General features: G+C 39.2%; 24 protein-coding genes. 14 read left to right on the forward strand and 10 right to left on the reverse strand.

The features are described from left to right. Positions 1–127: 127 nt before the first annotated feature. On the reverse strand, positions 128–1,492 hold the full coding sequence (locus tag H6G96_RS02385) for an amino acid permease (protein WP_190909838.1): 1,365 nt from the start codon (positions 1,490–1,492) through the stop codon (positions 128–130). A gap of 104 nt (positions 1,493–1,596) precedes the next feature. Here H6G96_RS02385 and H6G96_RS02390 point away from each other — a divergent pair, with 104 nt between their 5' ends. After that, positions 1,597–1,854: a hypothetical protein gene (locus H6G96_RS02390; protein ID WP_190909840.1), complete on the forward strand. Its 258-nt coding sequence runs from the start codon at positions 1,597–1,599 to the stop codon at positions 1,852–1,854. A gap of 181 nt (positions 1,855–2,035) precedes the next feature. Here the strand turns inward: H6G96_RS02390 and H6G96_RS41085 are convergent, their stop codons facing one another. Beyond that, complete coding sequence (locus H6G96_RS41085) at positions 2,036–2,464, reverse strand: hypothetical protein (RefSeq protein ID WP_242063142.1); 429 nt, start codon at positions 2,462–2,464, stop codon at positions 2,036–2,038. Between the two features lie 1,003 nt (positions 2,465–3,467). On the opposite strand from H6G96_RS41085, the gene H6G96_RS02400 reads away from it, so the two are divergent. The 4 genes from H6G96_RS02400 to H6G96_RS02415 all read left to right on the forward strand — a co-directional run bounded on the left by H6G96_RS02400 (position 3,468) and on the right by H6G96_RS02415 (position 8,779). Continuing rightward, the gene (locus tag H6G96_RS02400; RefSeq protein WP_190909844.1) at positions 3,468–4,109 is read left to right on the forward strand and encodes a hypothetical protein; all 642 of its coding nucleotides are present in this window, start codon (positions 3,468–3,470) and stop codon (positions 4,107–4,109) included. A 227-nt stretch (positions 4,110–4,336) separates the two neighbouring features. After that, the gene (locus H6G96_RS02405) at positions 4,337–5,650 is read left to right on the forward strand and encodes a hypothetical protein (protein ID WP_242063143.1); all 1,314 of its coding nucleotides are present in this window, start codon (positions 4,337–4,339) and stop codon (positions 5,648–5,650) included. A gap of 340 nt (positions 5,651–5,990) precedes the next feature. Beyond that, the gene (locus H6G96_RS02410; RefSeq protein WP_190909846.1) at positions 5,991–7,607 is read left to right on the forward strand and encodes an NAD(P)/FAD-dependent oxidoreductase; all 1,617 of its coding nucleotides are present in this window, start codon (positions 5,991–5,993) and stop codon (positions 7,605–7,607) included. A 782-nt stretch (positions 7,608–8,389) separates the two neighbouring features. Then, positions 8,390–8,779, forward strand: a complete 390-nt coding sequence (locus tag H6G96_RS02415; RefSeq protein ID WP_190909848.1) for a hypothetical protein — start codon at positions 8,390–8,392, stop codon at positions 8,777–8,779. 108 nt (positions 8,780–8,887) lie between these two features. Here the strand turns inward: H6G96_RS02415 and H6G96_RS02420 are convergent, their stop codons facing one another. From H6G96_RS02420 to H6G96_RS02435, 4 genes are all read right to left on the reverse strand, one after another. Beyond that, positions 8,888–9,361, reverse strand: a complete 474-nt coding sequence (locus tag H6G96_RS02420; protein ID WP_190909850.1) for a tryptophan-rich sensory protein — start codon at positions 9,359–9,361, stop codon at positions 8,888–8,890. 121 nt (positions 9,362–9,482) lie between these two features. Further along, positions 9,483–9,917, reverse strand: coding sequence for a hypothetical protein (locus H6G96_RS02425; RefSeq protein ID WP_190909991.1), 435 nt, complete (start codon positions 9,915–9,917; stop codon positions 9,483–9,485). 125 nt (positions 9,918–10,042) lie between these two features. After that, the gene (locus tag H6G96_RS02430; RefSeq protein ID WP_190909852.1) at positions 10,043–11,305 is read right to left on the reverse strand and encodes a response regulator; all 1,263 of its coding nucleotides are present in this window, start codon (positions 11,303–11,305) and stop codon (positions 10,043–10,045) included. Positions 11,306–11,335: 30 nt separating this feature from the next. Further along, the gene (locus H6G96_RS02435; RefSeq protein WP_190909854.1) at positions 11,336–13,222 is read right to left on the reverse strand and encodes an ATP-binding protein; all 1,887 of its coding nucleotides are present in this window, start codon (positions 13,220–13,222) and stop codon (positions 11,336–11,338) included. Between the two features lie 279 nt (positions 13,223–13,501). Here H6G96_RS02435 and petN point away from each other — a divergent pair, with 279 nt between their 5' ends. The 6 genes from petN (at position 13,502) to H6G96_RS02465 (ending at position 18,262) form a co-directional block, all read left to right on the forward strand. Continuing rightward, the gene (gene petN / locus H6G96_RS02440; RefSeq protein ID WP_012408302.1) at positions 13,502–13,591 is read left to right on the forward strand and encodes a cytochrome b6-f complex subunit PetN; all 90 of its coding nucleotides are present in this window, start codon (positions 13,502–13,504) and stop codon (positions 13,589–13,591) included. Between the two features lie 7 nt (positions 13,592–13,598). After that, a complete protein-coding gene (locus H6G96_RS02445; RefSeq protein ID WP_190909856.1) occupies positions 13,599–13,760 on the forward strand; it encodes a hypothetical protein in 162 nt (53 codons plus the stop codon). Positions 13,761–13,912: 152 nt separating this feature from the next. Further along, positions 13,913–17,053, forward strand: a complete 3,141-nt coding sequence (locus tag H6G96_RS02450; RefSeq protein WP_190909858.1) for a GAF domain-containing protein — start codon at positions 13,913–13,915, stop codon at positions 17,051–17,053. A gap of 216 nt (positions 17,054–17,269) precedes the next feature. After that, the gene (locus H6G96_RS02455; protein WP_190909860.1) at positions 17,270–17,527 is read left to right on the forward strand and encodes a hypothetical protein; all 258 of its coding nucleotides are present in this window, start codon (positions 17,270–17,272) and stop codon (positions 17,525–17,527) included. 10 nt (positions 17,528–17,537) lie between these two features. Further along, entirely contained in the window at positions 17,538–17,816 is a 279-nt protein-coding gene (locus H6G96_RS02460; RefSeq protein ID WP_190909862.1) for a hypothetical protein, read from the forward strand. 8 nt (positions 17,817–17,824) lie between these two features. Then, positions 17,825–18,262, forward strand: a complete 438-nt coding sequence (locus H6G96_RS02465; protein WP_347242162.1) for a type II toxin-antitoxin system VapC family toxin — start codon at positions 17,825–17,827, stop codon at positions 18,260–18,262. Here H6G96_RS02465 and H6G96_RS02470 read toward each other — a convergent pair. The 3 genes from H6G96_RS02470 to H6G96_RS02480 all read right to left on the reverse strand — a co-directional run bounded on the left by H6G96_RS02470 (position 18,246) and on the right by H6G96_RS02480 (position 18,977). Next, on the reverse strand, positions 18,246–18,410 hold the full coding sequence (locus H6G96_RS02470) for a hypothetical protein (protein WP_190909867.1): 165 nt from the start codon (positions 18,408–18,410) through the stop codon (positions 18,246–18,248). The two genes, H6G96_RS02465 and H6G96_RS02470, sit on opposite strands and share 17 nt — an antisense overlap. A gap of 151 nt (positions 18,411–18,561) precedes the next feature. Continuing rightward, the gene (locus tag H6G96_RS40695; protein ID WP_199339344.1) at positions 18,562–18,726 is read right to left on the reverse strand and encodes a type II toxin-antitoxin system RelE/ParE family toxin; all 165 of its coding nucleotides are present in this window, start codon (positions 18,724–18,726) and stop codon (positions 18,562–18,564) included. Beyond that, positions 18,723–18,977 carry a type II toxin-antitoxin system ParD family antitoxin gene (locus tag H6G96_RS02480; protein WP_190909869.1) on the reverse strand — a complete coding sequence of 85 codons (255 nt, stop codon included), beginning with the start codon at positions 18,975–18,977 and terminating at the stop codon, positions 18,723–18,725. The genes H6G96_RS40695 and H6G96_RS02480 overlap by 4 nt, the downstream gene beginning before the upstream one ends. Positions 18,978–19,081: 104 nt before the next feature. Between H6G96_RS02480 and H6G96_RS02485 the strand changes: the two genes are divergently transcribed. From H6G96_RS02485 to H6G96_RS02495, 3 genes are all read left to right on the forward strand, one after another. Further along, positions 19,082–19,285, forward strand: coding sequence for a hypothetical protein (locus H6G96_RS02485; RefSeq protein WP_190909871.1), 204 nt, complete (start codon positions 19,082–19,084; stop codon positions 19,283–19,285). 153 nt (positions 19,286–19,438) lie between these two features. Next, positions 19,439–19,699, forward strand: a complete 261-nt coding sequence (locus H6G96_RS02490; protein WP_242063144.1) for a hypothetical protein — start codon at positions 19,439–19,441, stop codon at positions 19,697–19,699. Between the two features lie 71 nt (positions 19,700–19,770). Further along, the gene (locus H6G96_RS02495; protein WP_190909873.1) at positions 19,771–20,208 is read left to right on the forward strand and encodes a nucleic acid-binding protein; all 438 of its coding nucleotides are present in this window, start codon (positions 19,771–19,773) and stop codon (positions 20,206–20,208) included. Here H6G96_RS02495 and H6G96_RS02500 read toward each other — a convergent pair. Beyond that, on the reverse strand, positions 20,198–20,515 hold the full coding sequence (locus H6G96_RS02500) for a hypothetical protein (protein WP_190909875.1): 318 nt from the start codon (positions 20,513–20,515) through the stop codon (positions 20,198–20,200). The two genes, H6G96_RS02495 and H6G96_RS02500, sit on opposite strands and share 11 nt — an antisense overlap.

Raw genomic sequence — 20,515 nt, forward strand, 5'->3', positions numbered from 1 at the left:
TGATATTCATAGAATTTTGAATTGCTTATAGTTTGGGTTATACAATCCAAAATTGTTTGGTAGCCGTACCACTTTGTGGAAGCAAACTACGTGTAGCTTTCCGCAGAAAGTCCCAAAATCCAAAATATTAAGTCTTACCTTGGCGATAGTTATTCCAGAACAACACGGGGATACCTGCTGCTACAACTAAAACACCTGCAACTGCTCCCACACCTGTATAAGCCAAGCTGGAGTAGAGCAAGTAACCGCAGACGGCACAAAACAGTAATGGTGTAAAAGGATAAAATGGCACGCGGAATGGACGCACTATGTGGGGTTCGCGGATTCGCAATACCAGTAGTGATATGCCGGAAAGCAAAAAGAAGAACCAAAATATTGGGGCGGTGTAATCCACCATTGTTTCAAAGCCTTTGCGGGTGAGCGTGCCTAAAAAAACCAGTGCTAAGGCGATCGCAGCTTGCAATAATAAGGCATGGATAGGACTACTAGGACGTTGTTGCCATCGTCCCATAAAACCAAATAGCGAAAAATCTTGTCCCAGTGCGAAATTGGTACGCGCTCCGGTAAAGATTGTAGCGTTGGTTGCTCCCAAAGTAGCGATCGCAATCAATACACTAATGAATAAGGCTCCCGGTTCACCCCAAAGAGAGCGCATTAAATCTGCTGCTACTGCTTCAGACTGTGCCATATTTGCTAATCCCAGTCCCCGCAGGTAAGCGAGATTGATGAGTAAGTAAATGGCACTGATGATGCCAATACTCCACATTAGCGATCGTACAATATTACGTCGTCCATCTTGAATTTCTGCTGAGATGTAAGCCGCCTCATTCCAACCGCCATAGGACAATAGCACAAATACCATAGCTAGCCCCCACGTTCCTGATGATGCAGATTCTACAGGGGCGGCAGCAGCAGAATTAGGAATGGCGGTAAGCCCAAGAATTACTACCAGCAACAAACCCAGAACTTTCGCAGCACTCAGCAAGTTTTGCGTCCACTTACCCTGCTGCAAACCGATGATGTTCAAAGCAGTTAAAAATGCGATCGCTATAGCTGCATAAATAGAAGACGAAAACGTTCCTAGCCGCCATATCTGAGAAACATAATCGCCAAAAACAAATGCTAACAGGGCAATAGAACCAGTTTGAATCACTGTCATTCGCGCCCAGGCAAATAAAAAGGCGACTCCCCGCCCAAATGCACGTTTTAAATAATAGTAGACACCTCCAACATCGGGATAGACAGTGGCCAACTCTGCATAGCACAGCGCTCCTACTAGAGATACCACGCCACCCATTAGCCAAAGAAATAGTACGGCAATATCACTACCTGCTTGACTTGCCACTAGAGCCGGGGTTTGAAAAATCCCCGCCCCGATCACAATACCGACAATCAGAGCCACTGCATCTGATAATGTCAGCGATGGCTTGGGTGCTGCTACTTGATCTGTTCCTGTCTGCTGAAGCAAACTGTAGTCTTTACGTCTACTCACGTTACTTCCTTATTAATGTTGAGTGGCGACTCGCCGCTTTGTTTCATCTTTGTTTGCACTGTTTTACCTATATCTCTATAGTTCAAAACAAATGTGACTCAAAAATGACAATCATCAATAATATGCCTTCAAACGGTAATATCCACCACGCCACATACAGATCAATCTCCCTACAGCGATCGCTTACATTTCTCTTGCTAGACAATGTCTATCTTTGGCAATTTAATCTGAAACAAGGAACTGTTTCCCTGTTTGTTCTTAAGGCCCAAATATTCCCTATCTACCTCCGATTTTTACCAGAAGTATTTACATTGTTAGTTTGTCCTAATTCTGGTAATAGGCTAGGATATCTGATTCAATAAAACGTCTTCCGTAAGTTGGATTTATAGTAATCTAAAGAATGATTGACTAATAGTGGCCAATCGTGCTTGGTTTTATCAGACAGCTAGAGACAGCGATCGCCTAAAACTTTAAATTAAGTAGGGACGCACATAAATGTGCGTCCCTACTTAATAATAAAAATCTTTTTTTATCCTTAATCCTTTAGTATCTGCTACTGGGAAAAAGTAGAATATCTATTAATTCTCCCATTACTAAACCCAATACAGCTATGACTGTTAAAACCCAAAACGAATCTAGCTTCTTAAAGCCAGAAAAGCGCATTTCTAAATCAGCTAAAAGTGTACTTGCCAAGGGGATGATAAAAAGGCTTAAGAATAGCGACCAAGTTGCTACAAAAGCAATTGATATACTTAAAAATAATATGACAGCTAGAGTCTTAGACCCAAATTCAACTAAACGCTCTAACCAAGAAAAACTTTTTCGCACTACAGCTATAACCATAGCAGCAACAAAAGCTCCTACCAACCAAACAATATGATGAGCAGCAAGATACCATCCCAGGAGAGTGTAAGCCAGCCATAGTAATATTAAAGGCATCAAAGGAATCCTATTAAAAAATTCCACATTCATACTGCCAAGGCTTGTGAAAAGAAAGACCAAGTTAATATCTTAATTGTAGTCAAAGCTTGTTACTACTCGAATTTCTAAATATACCAACTGCGCTCAGGATATTTCTCTATCTACAGGGCAAATTTCAGGGCATACTCTTTTGTCGTGGCAATATATAGTTCGGGAATCTAAGCCTTAGACGCTTTTAACTTTGTTTGGTGCGATCGCTTGTAGCTAAAAGTTCAGAAAATCAGGCTGATCCAGCAACAAGAATATATTAATTTTCCGTATATTTCCCCTAAAAAAGTTATATTTAAAACATAGTAGTACTAACTTAAGAACAAAAGTACTAAATTTTAAAATACTAACGATGTATAAGTAAATTAATTTTGACTCTCAGCTATTTGCCATGAAATTTAATGAACAGGTAGTTACAATCCAGCGTGTACAACTTTGATAACTGTCCACAATACTGTTGCATATATCAAGCTCATGGTAATATTATTTTACTGTCAGGAGATATTATTTTATACATTAAATTGTAACCATGCGGAAACAGCTAGTTAGGTGTGCTACCTCCAAAAAACAAAAAGTTATTCAACACACTCAAAAAATGTACAAAAATGCTAATCTGCAAAGCACAGAGCTTTTGAAAATTTGCTTATATAAGGTACTAAATAGCTAAAAAATCCCTATTTTAGTAATTATTAAAGCTAGCTAATAAGGTATCAAAACCTCTTAAAATTTAGACAAGAATAAATAGGAAAAACTTGACACTAATTCAGGCGTTTTTCGTATATGTAAAAATATCGAAAAGCCAAGTTTGTCTTGCCAATAAGACATTAATATTGCGTGTTTTATTTAGATATTGATTTCTCTTTGTGGTTAGTTACCTAATATAAAATCCCTATTTTATGGCTGAAAATTTAAGATACCTCTATCAAATGAGGCAAACATTAAAATCTAACAAATGATTTAGTAACGACTAGATTATTAACAACGTCACTAAGAGTAACAGGAAAACATGAATATCATTGTTCGTTTGTTTGGAGCGATCGCTTTCCAAATATCTGCGATCGCAGCGATGTCTACTATGGCAATGTCTAATGAAAAGCCCCTGCGTATCTATACCCAAGAGACTCCTGCTGCTTCTCAACAGAAAACAACGCAGAAGATTTGCTCTTTAGATCCCATTGAGGATTTATTGCCTCCACTACAAACCAAGGCAAGTAATTCTTTGCTTTCTTACCTTGCCGAACAAGGTTTTACACAGACTCAAGAGGGTTCTTGGGTCTGTTATGCGAACAATCCTAAAAAAGAAGGGCGTTACTTTACCTTATTTAAGGTTAAACAAGTCGATGGCAGACTTATAGCAAGTTCCTTCTTAGATGAGGGCAGTCTGATTCAGGGACAGGAAAATCGGAGTTTGGACTTCTTTATGATGCTGATTAAGCGTCATATGAATAATAGTCAAGAGAACCGTCAAGGTATACGTAGGTATTTAGAAGCTTTTGTCTCCTTAGTAAAAGAAGGGAAGATCAAACCCACACGTCGTGGGTTTATTTTTGACCAACCAAACCGGGCATTGGTCTTATATCACACACTCTCATCAGGAAATCTCAAGGGTACTGGAATCACGATCAACATTGATTTACCTAAGAGTTGAACTTGAGGACTGGAGATTGGGGATTCAAACCTCACTCAACTCCTAAAGAAATTTTCTCCCAATCTCCAATTCTAGTTACCCATGAGAGGAACACTGTTCGCAGACTCGATGAGTCTGCCGTATTGTTGCGACTCGTTGAATTCCTGAAGCTATTAATATCGGCCCCACGGACTGAAAGAGGGACGTGAACAACCAATGAAATTGCTGTCATTTAGTGGAGGTGCATCTTGCCTAAATCAATTGTTCAAAGAATTGCAATGCCGTTGGCACAGCGTCTTGTAGAGAAGACAGTTCGGTTTGCGACCATCGTATTCTCATCTGTTGCAGTAGTACTCACTACCTGTCAGCCTACTTTTGCACAGCTCAATATTGGACGCTATGGTATCCAACAAGGACTGGAGTCTGAGTATCTCCAATACCAACTCAATAACCAGAATCTGAGCCAGATGCGAGTCATTCCTGGATGTGATGTGGGATTTGGCCTGACTTGCAATAAAACTGGATCAGTAATCCAGCGATTACTGGATTTAAACGACGGCGCTAGCTATCAAAACCTCCTGATCCGAGCAGCCGGTGGGGAAGAAAACTTCCAGAACTTTGCTAGCTTTTACGGTAACAATCCCAATCTCTCTGCCGTGCCTTTCGCCTCATTTTGGAGAAACGAATCTCCCGCAATCATGGATGGATCTCAATACCTTCTTGGACAACCTATTGATCGAAATCCAATAGAAGGACTCGGACATATAACCAAGCAGTTTTACTGGTCACCATACTCCGGAACCAATAACTCGGTCAGCCTCCGGAATGGATTACTAGACTTGAAGTTGTCATACGGACGACTTCTATTTGAAGAAGCCTCAAAAATTTCCAACATTAAAGAGCAGATTCAGTCTCTAGGTCTGTCGCCAGAGATGACGAATTTCTATGTAGATAAAATTTCAACAGGCTTGGATGCGTTGAGTTCTGGAAATCCGAATCAACTCCAACAGAGAATCTTTGAAGTACTATCCTTTCCATACTCCAAAAATGGTGGGGAATTCGGACGTCCCAATAACGCGGTTCCACAGGAATTTAGTCAGCTATTGGGAGAAGATATCCCAGGAGATATTTTGCTGAGTGATAATCCAGTAGCGTTGGATGGAGAAGCGATGAGCTTCGGTACTTTCCCCGCCTCTGTGGGAGATGTTTTGGTACAAGATAGTCCTGATTCCTTTCCACTCTGGCCAATAATCGGAATTGGGGGTCTTGGTTTAATTTTGCTTCTCCTACTGGATGGCGATAGTGCATCAGCTCAAACACCTGTTTCTTCAGAAAATGCACCTTTATCTCTCAACAGCCAAGGCGAATGCGATCTGACTCCCAGTAGTAATGGTTCTGATCACACACAGATCATTGAGATTCCGTGTAATCTTACTCCTACAATCCCTACGGAAATGAAGAGAGTAGTGGAGCCATCAATGATCAAAGCGCTTGTATTACTAATTGTTCTACTATGCATAGTCCGTTACAAACACCGATCTTTAAAAATCCGTAATTCGTAATTTTTACAGCAGTTTTCATTTCTTTGAAAGATATCTTTTGTAGGGGCACAGCAATGCTCATTGCTGTGCCCCTACAGTACAAGTCTATTTACCAAGCGATCGCTTGTAAAAGTATTCAGAATTTACGCAACTTCTTTTTTGCAAATCTGGATAGTACTTGAATAATGCATTGAAGTTATTGAAAAATCAATAAAATTCAGTTAGTAATTGAAAAAATATTAAAACTTTATCTTATAAAGGTTAATTCTTTAAAGTAACTATATAGATCAAATCTATACTTGTAAACAGATAAATAAATAGAAAGTTTTCCTAAAAAACTAGTTAAAGTTGTATATAAGTAATGAGCCATTCACCAATATTTAGAAAATTAGCCAACACACTTGGGATTGTCAGCTATTGTCAAAAGCATGATATTTCAACGAGTGAAGGCATTGAGCGCATTGATCAACTTAAAAAACTGATGTCATTGCGTAAAACTAAGCGGCGACAATTTTTGACTGATTTAGGGAAATTGACAATATTGGGTGGGACAATTGGTGTAGGGTCTGGTTATTTTCATCGTACTTTAGCCGCACCTTCATCAGTGGATGCAAAGATAGCTATTGTAGGTGCTGGTTTAGCAGGACTTGCTTGTGGCTACGAACTTCAACGTCAAGGAATTAAAGCTACTATTTACGAAGCTAGTGACCGAGCAGGAGGACGTTGCTACTCACTTGATGGTGTCTTCCCTGGTCAAGTTGCCGAAAGAGGCGGCGAGTTTATAGACAATCTGCACAAAACAATCTTAGGATATGTAAGCGAATTTAAGTTAGAAGTCGAAGATTTATCAAAGCAACCAGGTGAAGTATTTTATTACTTTAATGGTCAGCGTTATCGGGAATCAGCAGTAGTTGATGAATTCCGAAATTTTGTTACCGCAATGAGAGTTGATTTACGCACTCTGAAACAACCTACTGCGGATAACTTCACTGTATCTGAGCGACTACTGGATTTGACTAATCTCCAAGATTATCTTGATAGTCGTGGAGCGGGAACTTTACTCAAAAATGTAATTAAATCCGCATATATTAGTGAATATGGTCGAGAAATTGACCAACAAAACTGTTTAAATTTTTTACTATTTATTCATGCAGATAGACGCTCAAAGTTTAAGCCTTTTGGTGTATTTAGCGATGAACGCTATCATGTTATTGGAGGCAATCAACAGATTGTTGAAGGTTTAAAAAACCGTTTACCAGGGCAGATTCAGTATGGTAAAAAGCTGATTGCTGCCAGGAAAGATAGTGCTAGTAAAATTGAATTAGTTTTTAGCAATGGTCTTAGTGAAAAGTTTGATGCTGTTGTATTTTCTCTTCCTTTCTCAACTCTGCGCGAAGTAGATTTAAAAGGGCTTCAACTACCACAGTGGAAACTTGATGCGATTAATAATTTAGTCTATGGAACTAACTCAAAACTGATGGTAGGTTTCAATGGTCGTCCTTGGAATATCCTTGGTAGTAATGGTAGTGCCTATGCTGATCTTGCCAACCTTCAAGGTATTTGGGAAACTAACCCTAGTAAAGCTACATATGGCCGAGCAGTGTTAACTGATTACGCTGGTGGCAATTTAGGTGCAAGACTTAACCCAAAAAATCTTCAACGAGAAACTGCTAAGTTTATTAATGACCTGAAGTTTGTCTTCCCTGGCGCAGATATTTCGGCTGTACGGATTAAAAATACCGAATATCTAGCTTATTTAGAAAACTGGTCGTTAAATCCACTCACCAAAGGAAGTTACACCTGTAACCAACCTGGTTACTTTACAACAATTGCTGGTAATGAAGGCAAATCAGTAGATAACATTTACTTTGCAGGAGAACATACTAACTCATTTTATGAATGGCAAGGTTTTATGGAAGGAGCTGCAATCTCAGGTGTTAATGCTGCCAAGCAAATTTTGAAAGGTATTAACAAATAATTCTTTATTTATCAATAAAAAACTCCATCCACACTTTAAATTTAGAAGCTGAAAAGTTCTTGAAACTTCCTGGCTTATGATTGCTCAGTGGCATATTTTATAATTTTATCGACATACGCAATGCACTTTGCTTGAAACAGAATATATTTATACCACTCACAGTCTTATTTAGGACTTACGCACAGGTGGAAAATCGAACCACAGAGGCACAGAGAACACGGAGGAATAAGAGTTTGAGAGGTATTTTGCGTAAGTCCTGTTATTTTGAATATTTAGAAGCTTTTAGAAGTATTTTCCTAAATATTTTACCATAAAAATATCTAATTATAAGCCCATTAGCTAATTTCTTCCCTTGGGTATATAACTTAAAATCATAAGCAAAACTCTTGACAGATATGGCAGGAGTTTTATTTTGCTAAACCTATAATTAAATCCTTGTAAACATTCAAACTTTATATACTGGAAAATGTGTAGTGATTTTGAGTTAATTAAAAAACAGATCAATAAACATAAACTCTAAGTATCGTTGTTTTCCATATTTTTTGATATGTGCATCTAAAATATGGACAATTTCTAAATTTGTGATGATTTAGGTAAGCTCAAGTCTTGTTTATAAAATTATGCTGAGTTTTATTCCTCAAAGAAAGTTTGTATATTCCAAGGCAAACGGTGTTACCAACTCAGCCCCAATAACATAATATTCAGGATGTTTTTTAAAATAACTAGTGAGTTACCCGGCTATCAAAAATAAAGATACTAAAGAATAGCAAAAGGTAAATAATATGTATCATACTCAAATGTTACCAACAACCATAGCAACCAATAGTAATTTACATCAAGTAATCGTTAGTGAAGCAAAAAAAGATCAAGGGCAAACGCATGAATTAACTATTACTGATATAGCGATATCTTTATCTCCTGTTGGCTTTATAATTAGTTGGATGGTTTTTTTCCTAATATTGCGAAAAATCCGGGCAGTTTTAGATTACAAAATGGTGTTTCCCTCTAAAGCTACACACAAACTTCCCTGTAAAAACTGTAGCTTTTATTCCAATAATCATTATCTAAAATGTGCAGTAAATCCTTCTATTGTTCTCACCGAAGAAGCAATGAATTGCTCTGAATACTCACCTAACAAGAAAAATTTGTCCTCCAAACATCCTTTTGGCTAGAAATAATAATTTTCAATCTGATGCTGCACGAGTATCGAGAGCTACTTAATATGTAGGTTCTTTAGCTGGTAACACCAGCGATCGCCTGTCTTTTTCCGTTACCTTTATTTAGCTGCCTGCGCCCTGATTAAGTTGAATTAATAGCCAAGTGAGATAAGTACCGAAAGGGCCCCAAAGAGCATAGGGTAGAAATAGCCAAGAGGCTTTTTGGGAAATTGGTTTAACCAGAAATGCCAAAATGTAGACTAAAAGTGTTGCCAAGCCACCGGCAATCATTCCACCTGTTAGGCTGCGAAGTTCTACTACAATGGGACTGTAAACTGAGGTTAATAGGGCGATCGCTGCATATATAGCCATCAACAGCCAAGGACGAGACTGTTTTGAGGTTTTCTCCCAAACGATAATTGCTGAGATTGTCAGACAGACCCAAATGAATGTCCAAATAAATGGGATGAGAAATTCAAAAGTCAACCAGCCGGGACGCTGCAAGTTTTGAAACCAAGGATCACGGAGTGATGTTAGCAGGCTACCGCCAAAAAATAGTGCTGCTGAAACTGCTGTGATAATCCATCTCGCTTTCACAAAGGTTTCCTGCCATGTAGGGATTACACTTGTAGTCTAGCTCAGGGTTGCGTTAGTGTTCAGATAATAGTGGGATCTTTTAGTTTTCATATTAGCTAATAGATAACTATACTTAATTACATTAGATTGATGAAAAAGGTTTAATCCAACGGAGTTGAATCGCAATATCAAGAGCGATCGCAGCCAGCGCAAACCATAACAAACTTTCTCCCGCTAACACTAAAAAAGGCCAAATTGTGCTATTAGAATCCCAGCCAAGTTCTATTTGAGTTAATCCCCGCACCAAGCCAAACGCCAGCACACCACCGACTTTGAGTTGGGGATTTTTATCCGAGCGGATAATGTAGCGGTAGGTGACACCAAATAGCAAACCAGTAAAAGTTGCAACTGCACCACTCACCCACAAGTGCCAGTTAACATGACTTTGCAGACTTGCGAGTATCTGAAAATACTTTGCTAGTACTAAATTATTCAAAAGACTAGCGATTGCAAAAGCAAAACACACAGATAGACCCCCAATTATTCCAGCTTTGAGGGATTCTATGCGTTCTGCCATTAATTGAGGATCTAAAGTTACGCTCACTCTATATAGAAATTAGGGATTAGGTATTAAGGAAATTTTTCCTTACTCTTCAGTATGATAAATGCTACAGCAGTTTTGTAATCAATTAAATGCTGCTCTTATGTGGGAATTCTGATGATAAACTCGGTTCCCAGACCTGGTTGAGAATTTACATCTAATACACCTTTGTGTTTCTCTACAACTATTTCATAGGCGATTGACAAGCCAAGTCCTGTACCTTTCCCAACGGTTTTCGTGGTAAACAACGGCTCAAACAAACGTTTTTTTAACCGTTCAGGAATACCAATCCCATTGTCAGCAATCCGAATTACAACTAATTGTTCAGAATATATTTCTGTTGCAATTTTAATCTGAGGAATTAGATTGCTCATTTTGCCCAGCGTTATAGCTTCATCAAGGGCATCAATTGCATTCGCCAAAATGTTCATAAATACTTGATTCATCTGCCCAATATAGCAGCTTACTTCTGGTAATACTCCATAACTTTTAATAACTTCAATGCGGGGACGATCGCCATTAGCTTTGAGGCGGTGTTGCAAAATCATTAACGTACTATCTAGCCCTTGGTGTAAATCAGCAAATATTTTGGTATCACTATCCGAACGACAGAAGGTGCGGAGTGAATTAGAAAGGTTTTGAATTCGTTCACTTCCTAGGTGGAGTGAGTTCAAAATTTTCCCCATATCTTCGAGAACGAAGCTCAAATCCAAGTCCTTAATAGCAGTGGTAATTTTGGCTGTTGGGTTTGGATACTCCTGTTCATACAGTAGGAGCAACTTGGTTACTCCTGAAATGTATTCTTCCAAGGGTGGAATATTGCTGGAAATAAAGTTGATGGGGTTGTTGATTTCATGGCCAATGCCAGCAATTAACTCTCCGAGTGTTGATAGTTTCTCTTGCTGCACTAGTTGGACTTGCGCTTGTTGCAAAGCCTTGGTGCGATCGCTAACTTGTTGTTCCAAAGATTCAGTCAATTGTTTGAGTTGTAAATGTACGCGCACTCTAGCAATGACTTCCTCTTGTGCAAACGGTTTAGGGATGTAGTCTACTGCACCAAGGGAAAATCCCTTCGTTTTGCTTTCCGTATCCGCTAAGGCAGTGGTGAAAATAATCGGAATGTTTTCAGTGACAGGATTGGCTTTGAGGCGGCGACAAGTTTCAAATCCATCAATACCCGGCATTTGTACATCCAGCAAAATCAACTCTGGTTGATTGCGTTCGGCTTGAGCGATCGCGCTTTCTCCATCGACTGCAACACGGAAACGAAAACCCTCACTATTGAGCGCTGCACACAGGACAGATAAATTTGTCGGATTATCATCCACAATTAAAATAAATCCGTTATTTCGGGATTTTCTCATGATGAGTTGAAAATTAAAATTTAACTGAAGTTAGTTGATGTATTCTTGAATAAAGGTTTCCAAACGTTTAAGTTGGAAATTACTAGCAAGCTGTACGAGTTGTTGGACAAAAACATCTAAATTATCGTTAGCAGAAATTTGTTCAGCTAGTTCTAAAATATTTTGAATATCGCCGTCCTGTGCAAGTTCTAGTAATTGTTGTAAAACCTCTTTGGCAGGATAAATCATCTCCTCATTTTGTTTATCCAAACCACCTGTAGAGATTTTTTTTATTGCGTCTACCTTAACGTCAAAAATCCATTCCAATTGCAAAAATTGCCGTAGCATTTCCAGCAGCGTTTCAGCTTCTATAGGCTTTGGCAGAAATGCATCTGCACCTACATCAATACTCTTGTGCTGGTCAATTGCAAATACGCTGGCTGACGAAGCGATGACAGCAATCTTTTTAAATGGCCCAGACTGACGCAAACGTTCGATCAACTCAAATCCATTCAATTTAGGCATCACTAAGTCAGTAATAATCATGTCTGGTTTGTAGGCTAGAGCCTGCTCCCATGCTTCCTGACCGTGACTAGCTTCTACAACAGTGAACCCAACTGGCTCTAGTAAATTTACAATTACTGATCGGTTTTCCCATTTGTCATCTGCAATCAAAATGGTGCGCCTTTGTCCTTGATAACCAATAATAGTTCCCTCTTCAACCACTCTAGAAACCTTTGCCCACTCTTTAGATTCTGGCAATTCTGCCTCAAACCAGAAAGTGCTACCTTTGGATAAGGTACTTTGCACCTGAATTTGACCACCCATCAATAAAACAATTTTTTGGCTGATTGCTAATCCCAAGCCTGTACCTTCAGATTGTCGTTTCTGACTTCCCACTTGCTCAAAGGGCTGGAAAATTTTCTCGACTTGTTCAGGGGTTATACCCGTACCTGTATCTACTACCTGAAAGCGAATTTTGTAGTTAGTTTGTCCATTGCCATTTGATTCTTTACCAATGACTTGAACTTTGAAGGTGACACTGCCTTGATTAGTGAATTTCATGGCATTACTAAGCAAGTTAATTAGTACCTGCCGCAAGCGTTTTTCATCAGCATGAATACCCGTTGGTAAATCAGGATCGAGTTCAACGTGAAATGCGATGACTTTTTGTTCTGCACGGATGCGGCAAATTTCAGTTACGCTATCTATAAAGGCAGGCAAGTAGAAATCAACTGGATACAATTCTAGTTTCCGGGCTTCTATTTTGGAGAGATCCAGGACATCATTAATTAGGGTTAAAAGATGAGAACCACATTGATAAATTATGCTGAGTCCTTTGCGTCCTTTATCACTCAAAGATTCTGTACGTTGGAGAATTTGTGTATAGCCTAAGATGCCGTTAAGAGGTGTGCGGAGTTCATGACTCATATTGGCGAGAAATTCACTCTTGGCTTGGCTGGAGTTTTGAGCAACTTCTTCTGCAACGCGTAGTTCTTTTTCGATGCGCTTGCGCTCTAAAATTTCACTTGAAAGCACTCGATTGATAGCTTCTAGCTGGGCTGGGCTAGGTAGTATTAAAGCTTGAGGTATAAGATAAAATAACGCAAATGCCGTATATATAGAAATAATGGCAGTTACAGCTTTTAAACCACCTGCAATCCAATAGTCTGGATGCCAAAGCGTCCAAATATCTATCAAGTGCCCAGTACCGCAGGCAATGATAAAAGCACCAAATAATAAAAAGATTCCATTGAAAGGAACGTCTTTGCGCTTGGAAATAAAGTAAATCAGTAGGAAGGGAATGGAATAATAGGCTAGAGCGATGGTGGCATCAGAAATAATGTGCAGCCAAACTAATCCAGTTTGCCAGAGATAACAATGTCCGTGGGGAATAAAACCGTTAGATTGGAAAGGATAGTTGAAAAATGTCGGCATTATACTAGGGGTTGGTGGATTTGAAATATATATCCATGACCCTAGTATTCCCAAACTATCAAGTCGGAAAGCGCGATCGCTGTTTTTTTATATTGGTCTTTATTGATGCTTGAGGTACTAAGCTTACCAAGAAAAAATCGTGTGTGTTTGCGTAGGCGTAGCCCGTCGTAGACATCACACGCAAAAGTTACAGTGGCATTTATAAAAAAAATCTGAGTCTGCCCAATCCCTGTATGATAAATATTAGAAACCTTTTGTAATCATTTGAAAAGCGGGACTATGGAGATTTTGACACTAGGTTGGGTATCACTGTTAGTTGTGTTCACTTGGTCAATTGCAATGGTAGTTTGGGGACGTAACGGACTGTAGAGGCATCGTGGAAAGTCCATTTTTGAGCATTTTAACAATAGTAGCCGTAGTACTACTTGTAGTAGTCACTGGTGGTGTTGGTTATTTAACCGTGGCAGATTGGCGCGATCGCCGTCGCCGCGATGAAGACAAACGCATCAGCCGCAGCGCCACTCCCAAGCGGCGATAATTCTCTCGTGGTTGAAAAATGTTTTTGTAGGGACACGATATTATCGTGTCCCTACACTGTTTTTTGGCATTCTCAACAAAGAACTGTTAAATTTGCGATCGCTAGGGGAATCATAAGCTAGAAGACTTTCAATATTTAAAGTCCCACTGGGAATGGAACACTCCTCTACTACTCAACCCATAGCACCAAATTTAGAACAGCAAGAATCTCATTCAGATGTGACATCCTGCTTGCGTCAGAATGAGCAACAAAAAGCGTTGTCTGGAGTTATTGCCCGCATCCGCGAGTCTCTAGATATTGACGTAATCTTCAAAATTACAGTTACTGAAGTTCGCCAACTTCTAAAAAATGATCGAGTTAGTGTGTTTCGTTTCTATCCTGATTTGGCATGGGAAGGGGAATTTATCTATGAAGATGTGGCAGCAGAATGGGATTCAGCACTAGCAGCAAAACTGCGCGACCACTGCTTTAGTGAGGAGTTTGCAGAACTATATCAGCAAGGTCGGATTAGAGCAATAGCCGATATTTATCAAGTTAATGCCAGTGATTGCTACATCCAGATTTTGGAAAGATTCCAAGTACGTGCCAATATAACTGTCCCCTTAATCAAAGGTAAACATTTATGGGGCTTATTGTGTATTCATCAGTGTAGTAGTCCTCGCGAATGGGAAGCATCAGAAATTGAGTTTGTGCAACTGATTGCTGAACATTTGGGAGTTGCTTTGCAACAAGCAGATTACGTGGAACAAGTAAAACTACAATCAGCAGAATTAGCACAAGCAAAAGCCAGAGAAAAAGCAGCTCAATGGCAAAGAACTATAGCCATAACCATTGAGAAGATTCGTCAATTCCTAGACTTGGAAAGCATTTTCCGCACAACTACCGTAGAACTTAGGCAGCTGCTAAATGCTGATCGCGTGGCTATTTATCGCTTCAATCCCGATTGGAGTGGTGAATTCGTGTTTGAATCAGTGGCAGAGGGTTGGATTTCCCTCATACATGAGCAATTGCAGCGCCCGGAATTGAGTGAAAACGTTAGTAAATGTAGCGCCAAAGATTTAGCTAAACCTCCAGTCGCTGACACCTACTTACAAGATACAGAGGGTGGTAGCTTCAGCCGCTGTGAAGTGTACCGTGTTTGTAATGATATTTATAATTCAGGCTTTAGCGACTGCTACATTAAAACCTTAGAGATATATCAAGCAAGAGCTTATGCGATCGTTGCCATTTACCACGGTCAGAAGCTCTGGGGTTTGCTAGCAGTGTACCAAAATGCCAGAACCCGTGATTGGCAAAAAGATGAAGTTTACTTGCTTACTCAAGTGGGTACGCAACTAGGTGTAGCTTTACAGCAAGTAGAATTTATCCAACAAATGCAGATTCAAGCAGCAGAGATTAGCAAAGCTGCTGAAAGACAAAGGGCATTGGCGACCACCGTAGAAAAAATTCGTCAGTCTCTTGATATTGAAGCCATCTTTAAAACCACAACTCAAGAAGTCCGTGGGCTTTTAGAAGTAGAAAGAGTAGCAATTTACCGCTTCTATCCTGATTGGAGTGGCGAATTTGTGGCTGATTCTATTGTTGATGGTTGGACACCGATGGTTAAGCCGCAGCCTGTGACAGAAGGCGTTTTTGTACAAGGAAAACAAGCAGGTAAGTATGCACGGAATGAAGTTTTCGTCCCAATTTCTCAGGGTGAGAAGTTGTGGGGATTGCTAGTAGCTTATCAAAATTCTCGACCCCGTTATTGGCAAGATGAGGAAATCAACTTATTGGCGCAAGTTGGCGTTCAATTGGGGGTAGCATTACAGCAAGCTGAGTCGTTGAAACAGATGCAGGTGCAGACCCAAAAACTGGCTCAAGCTGCTGCACGAGAACGGAAAGCAGCCGAAAGAGAGAAGGCATTAGCCGCAACGGTGGAGAAAATTCGCCAGTCTCTTGATATTCATACCATCTTTGCCACCAGTACAGAAGAAGTCCGGCGGCTATTGGAAGTTGATCGAGTGACAATCTATCAATTCAGGACTGATTGGAGCGGCGAATTTGTGGCTGAGTCTTTAGCCCAAGGTTGGACACCAATAAGGGAAATTGTACCTGCGATGTCTACGACGGGCTACGCCTACGCAGATGATTACTTGCAAAAAACCCAAGGCAGAAACTTTGCTAATGGTAAAAGTATTATTATTAAAGATATTTACAGCGTTAATTATTCTATCTGTCATATTGCCCTGCTTGAGCTAATGCAGGCTAGGGCATATATAATTGTGCCGATTTTTCAGGGTAAGCAACTTTGGGGATTACTAGCAGCTTATCAAAATATCAAACCCCGTGATTGGCAAGAAGATGAGGTAGATTTGCTGATGCAGATTGGTACTCAATTAGGGGTAGGGCTTCAGCAAGCGGAATTACTCGAACAAACTCAACGTCAAAAAGAAGAACTCACCCAGACTCTTAAAGAATTACAGAACACTCAAAGCCAGTTGATTCAAAGTGAAAAAATGGCAGGTTTAGGGCAGTTAGTTGCTGGCGTTGCACATGAAATTAACAATCCGATTAGTTTCATTTACGGCAACATCACTTATGTTACTGAACATGCCGAAAATTTACTAAAATTACTGCGTCTATATCAGAAACAGTATCCTAAGACAACAGAGGAAATTAAAAAACAAGTAGCAGCACTGGATTTGGATTTCATTAGTGATGACTTACCCAAAATTCTAACTTCAATGAAGATGGGGGCAGAGCGAATCTCTCAACTCGTCTTGTCGCTACGAATTTTTTCTCGACTTGACGAAGCAGGAATAAAGCCCGTTGATATTCATGAAGGCATCGATAGTACTTTACTAATTTTACAACATCGACTGCAACCACAGACTAATTCTTTTGCTATTGAGGTAGTTAAACAATATGGTGAATTACCTTCAGTAGTCTGTTATGCAGCCCAAATAAATCAGGTGTTTATGAATATTCTCAACAATGCGATTGATGCGCTGGAAAACTCAGAAAAAAGTGGAAAAATAATTGACAATCCTAAAATTTTGATTCGTACAGAAGTCCTCGAAGGGAATACTATTCTGATTCGTATTGCTGACAATGCTTGTGGAATTCCAGAGATAATGCGATCGCGCATTTTTGAACCTTTCTTTACCACCAAACAACCTGGACAAGGTACTGGCTTAGGGTTATCTATTAGCTACCAAATTATTGTGGAAAAACACGGCGGTAAGATCAAGTGTGTTTCTGAACCTGGCAAAGGCTGTGAGTTCTGGATAGAAATCCCAATAAAACGATAGTTAGTTAAGAAAGAAACCAGGCTATGCCAACTCTTGAAGAGGCTATGCTAACACCTACGCTTTTTTAACGAACTACGAAGGAAGAAAAGAGCGATGCCTTTGGCAGGCTTCTCTACGAGACGCTACGCGAACGCCTACCAATGCTGAAGATTTTGCTGGCGATCGCTTATTATAATTTCATTAGTATTAGTAATATAAGTTGCTCTATGAATTAATATGGAAACTAAAGAAATTCTCCAAGCACTCCCAAACCTGAGCGTAAGCGATCTAAAGATAACTGAATCAGCCCTGCAATTGGTTCTTCAAGAAAAAAACTCACTCACCAAAGATGAGCAAAAACGCCAATTAACACTAGCGGCAGTGACAGCTATTGCAGATTATGCACCTAGTAGTGAATTAAATATATTCTCAGACTTAGAGGGAGAAGACTTTTGTCATTATCCAGATCAAGACTTTTACAACTCAGGGAATTAGGAGACAAAAAATGACCATACAGCTACAATTGAAACCAGAAATAGAGGCTCGTCTCATTGCTGAAGCTGCTGCACAAGGTTTATCGGTAGAAGCTTATCTTGCATCTCTCATTGAAAATAGTTTAACCAGCCATAAAGAAAGTTTTTTTTATCAAGTATCAACTCAGGAAGAATGGGAAGCTGTATTAACAGATTTAATAAATAGTCCCACTTTTTCTTTAGCGCCAGCACTTTCAGATGCAGCGATTAGTCGAGAGAGTATTTACACCAGAGAAGATGAAATGTTATGAGCTATTTGGTGGATACTAATATTTTGCTGCGTTTGGTGCAGAAGAATAGCTCAATGCACTTTGATACTCAAAGAGCCATCTTGATGCTCAAGAGGCAAGGGGAATTATTATATATAATTCCACAGAATCTCATTGAGTTTTGGGCTGTTGCTACAAGACCAATTAATAGTAATGGTTTAGGTTTATCCACGGCTCAAGCAGTAGAAGAAACTGATAAACTTAAGAAGATATTTATACTACACCTTGATATACCTGCTATTTTTAGTGAATGGGAATCTCTAATTGTTAAATACCAAGTCATGGGAAAAAAGGTGCATGATGCACGTTTAGTTGCGGCGATGATAACACACCAGATAACACATTTACTTACATTTAATATTGATGACTTTAAACGTTTTTCTGAAATTGTAGTTGTTGAGCCACGCAGTGTTACACCGCAGCCTTAATTATATTGCCAGAGCGATCGCACTTGGGAGATTTAGTGATCGCTCTTTTTAACAAACCACAGAGGCGCAGAGAACACAGAGGATGAAGAGAGCGATCGCATTTCCAATGACGTAGGTTATGCGATCGCTTTTTACTCTGAAGGTGCAATTAGGCTATGGCTATTTCACTCTAATTTTAAAAGTAGTGACTCCAAATCTCTATATCCACTGATGACACGGGCAATATCAATTCCATCTTCTCTAGGATAGTAGAAGATGATATATTCTTCAATGTTAAAGCCTCGTAGATTCGCAGATAATTACTCATAACTCTTTCCCATGTTGGGAAATCCAGCAACTAATTTGCATTTCTGGCGAATAGCATCAAAAAGTTTACTAGCAGTGCTGGGGCTAGTCTGAGCAATATATTCACAAATAGTATTTAAATCTTTGACTGCTTCATCAGAAAAGGAGTAGTTGCTCATTTTTGAGACTCAGCAATTTGATTGATTTTTTCTTGTAGTTGATCAAATACTATCTCACCATCTGTAACCTCTCCTCTAGCAATTTGCTCCTTTCCAATCACTATTTTTTTCCGAAGTTCTTCCAAACGTTGTTCTCGTGCTTGTAACAATTTGAATGCTTCGTTCATAACTTCTTCTGCATTAGCATATCTCCCAGCTTTAATTTGGGATTGAATAAACTGCTCATGCTCAGGTTTTAGGGAAATATTCATTCTAAATAACTCTACTAACTTGACTATATGCAAATTTTATCGTTAATTGACTTGACGAAGGAATACGACTCAGTTTTCAACTGAAAGATTCATGCGATCACAATGTGGCTCCGCAGGAGTATCGCATTTGTTATAAAAGTGAAATTAGGCGATCGCATTTCAAGAAAAAGCAAGCGATCGCTATTTTTAACGAACCACAGAGACACAGAGAACACATAAGGCGATGCCTACAGCGGGCTTTGCCTAAGCATTTCAAGAAAAAGCAAGCGATCGCTTTTTTATCTCACGCAATAGGCACACTCGATTAGGAACCGATTCTTGATCGGTTGAATACCATGTAAGGGTCGGGACGTTCTCAGTAAACTAAAATAGCTATTCACGCTAAAATATAATATAACTACTAGTGCTAAAACTGATTAATATCTACTTGTGTTTTTAACTTATCTACTTACAAGGTATTTATGAACAATAATCAACCGGTCACAGCACAATCATCAACTACACCCCGCGCTGAACTCTTATTAGAAATTCAACAAACTCCAGAAGAATATGTACCAGAATTACTACAAATTGTCCGTCTATTTCGTCAAAGTGTGACCATGAAAAAGACATCATTAAATAACTGGGAAAATGCTCTTAATGAAATTAATCAGAGTGATGCCGTCAAACAACAAGAAAGGAAAACAAACATAAAAAAATATTTGACTCATGGAATGAGTTAGATGAACAAAAAGAACAACAACAAACTTTAGAAATTATTGAATCTATGAAAGGTATTTCTATTTAAAATAGGATGAGTAAGGTTATTCTCTTAGATTCTGCACCAGTAGGATTAATTACTAATCCAAAAGCAATGCCTCTAGCTGTGCAATGTCAAGAATGGTTTTATACGCTATTTGAGAGAGGATATGAAGTAATTTTACCAGAAATTATAGATTATGAAATTAGACGGGAATTATTAAGGGAAAATAAATTATCAGGAATTAGAAAACTTAATCAACTAAAGTCAGAAATTATCTATCTTCCTATTACAACAGAAGTGATGTTGAAAGCAGCAGAGTTATGGGCACAAGTCAGAAATCAAGGTAAATCGACAGCAGATAATAAAGCTTTAGATGGTGATGTAATTTGGGCATCTCAATCTATTTTAGTTGCTAATTATGGGCATGAGGTTATTATTGCCACAAGCAATAAAAAATATCTATCTATTTTTATTAATGCTAGAGAATAGCAAGAAATTTAGAAAATGAACCGAGCGATCGCACGGTGGAGATTTTGCAGGCGATCGCCTTGTTTAACGAATCACAGAGACGCAGAGAATACAGAATCGGAAGAAAGTGATCGCAGTGTGGAGATTTTGTGATCGCTCTTTTTAACGAACCACAGAGAACACAGAGGAAAAAGAGAGCGATCGCACGCTGAAGATTTTGCAGGCGATCGCTCTTTTTAACGAACCACAGAGGCGCAGAGAACACAGAGTCAGAAGAAGGGCGATCGCACTGTGGAGTTTTGGCGATCGCCTTTTTTAAACGAGCCAC

The sequence above is a fragment of the Nostoc sp. FACHB-892 genome, from assembly GCF_014698795.1.
Lineage (GTDB): Bacteria > Cyanobacteriota > Cyanobacteriia > Cyanobacteriales > Nostocaceae > Nostoc.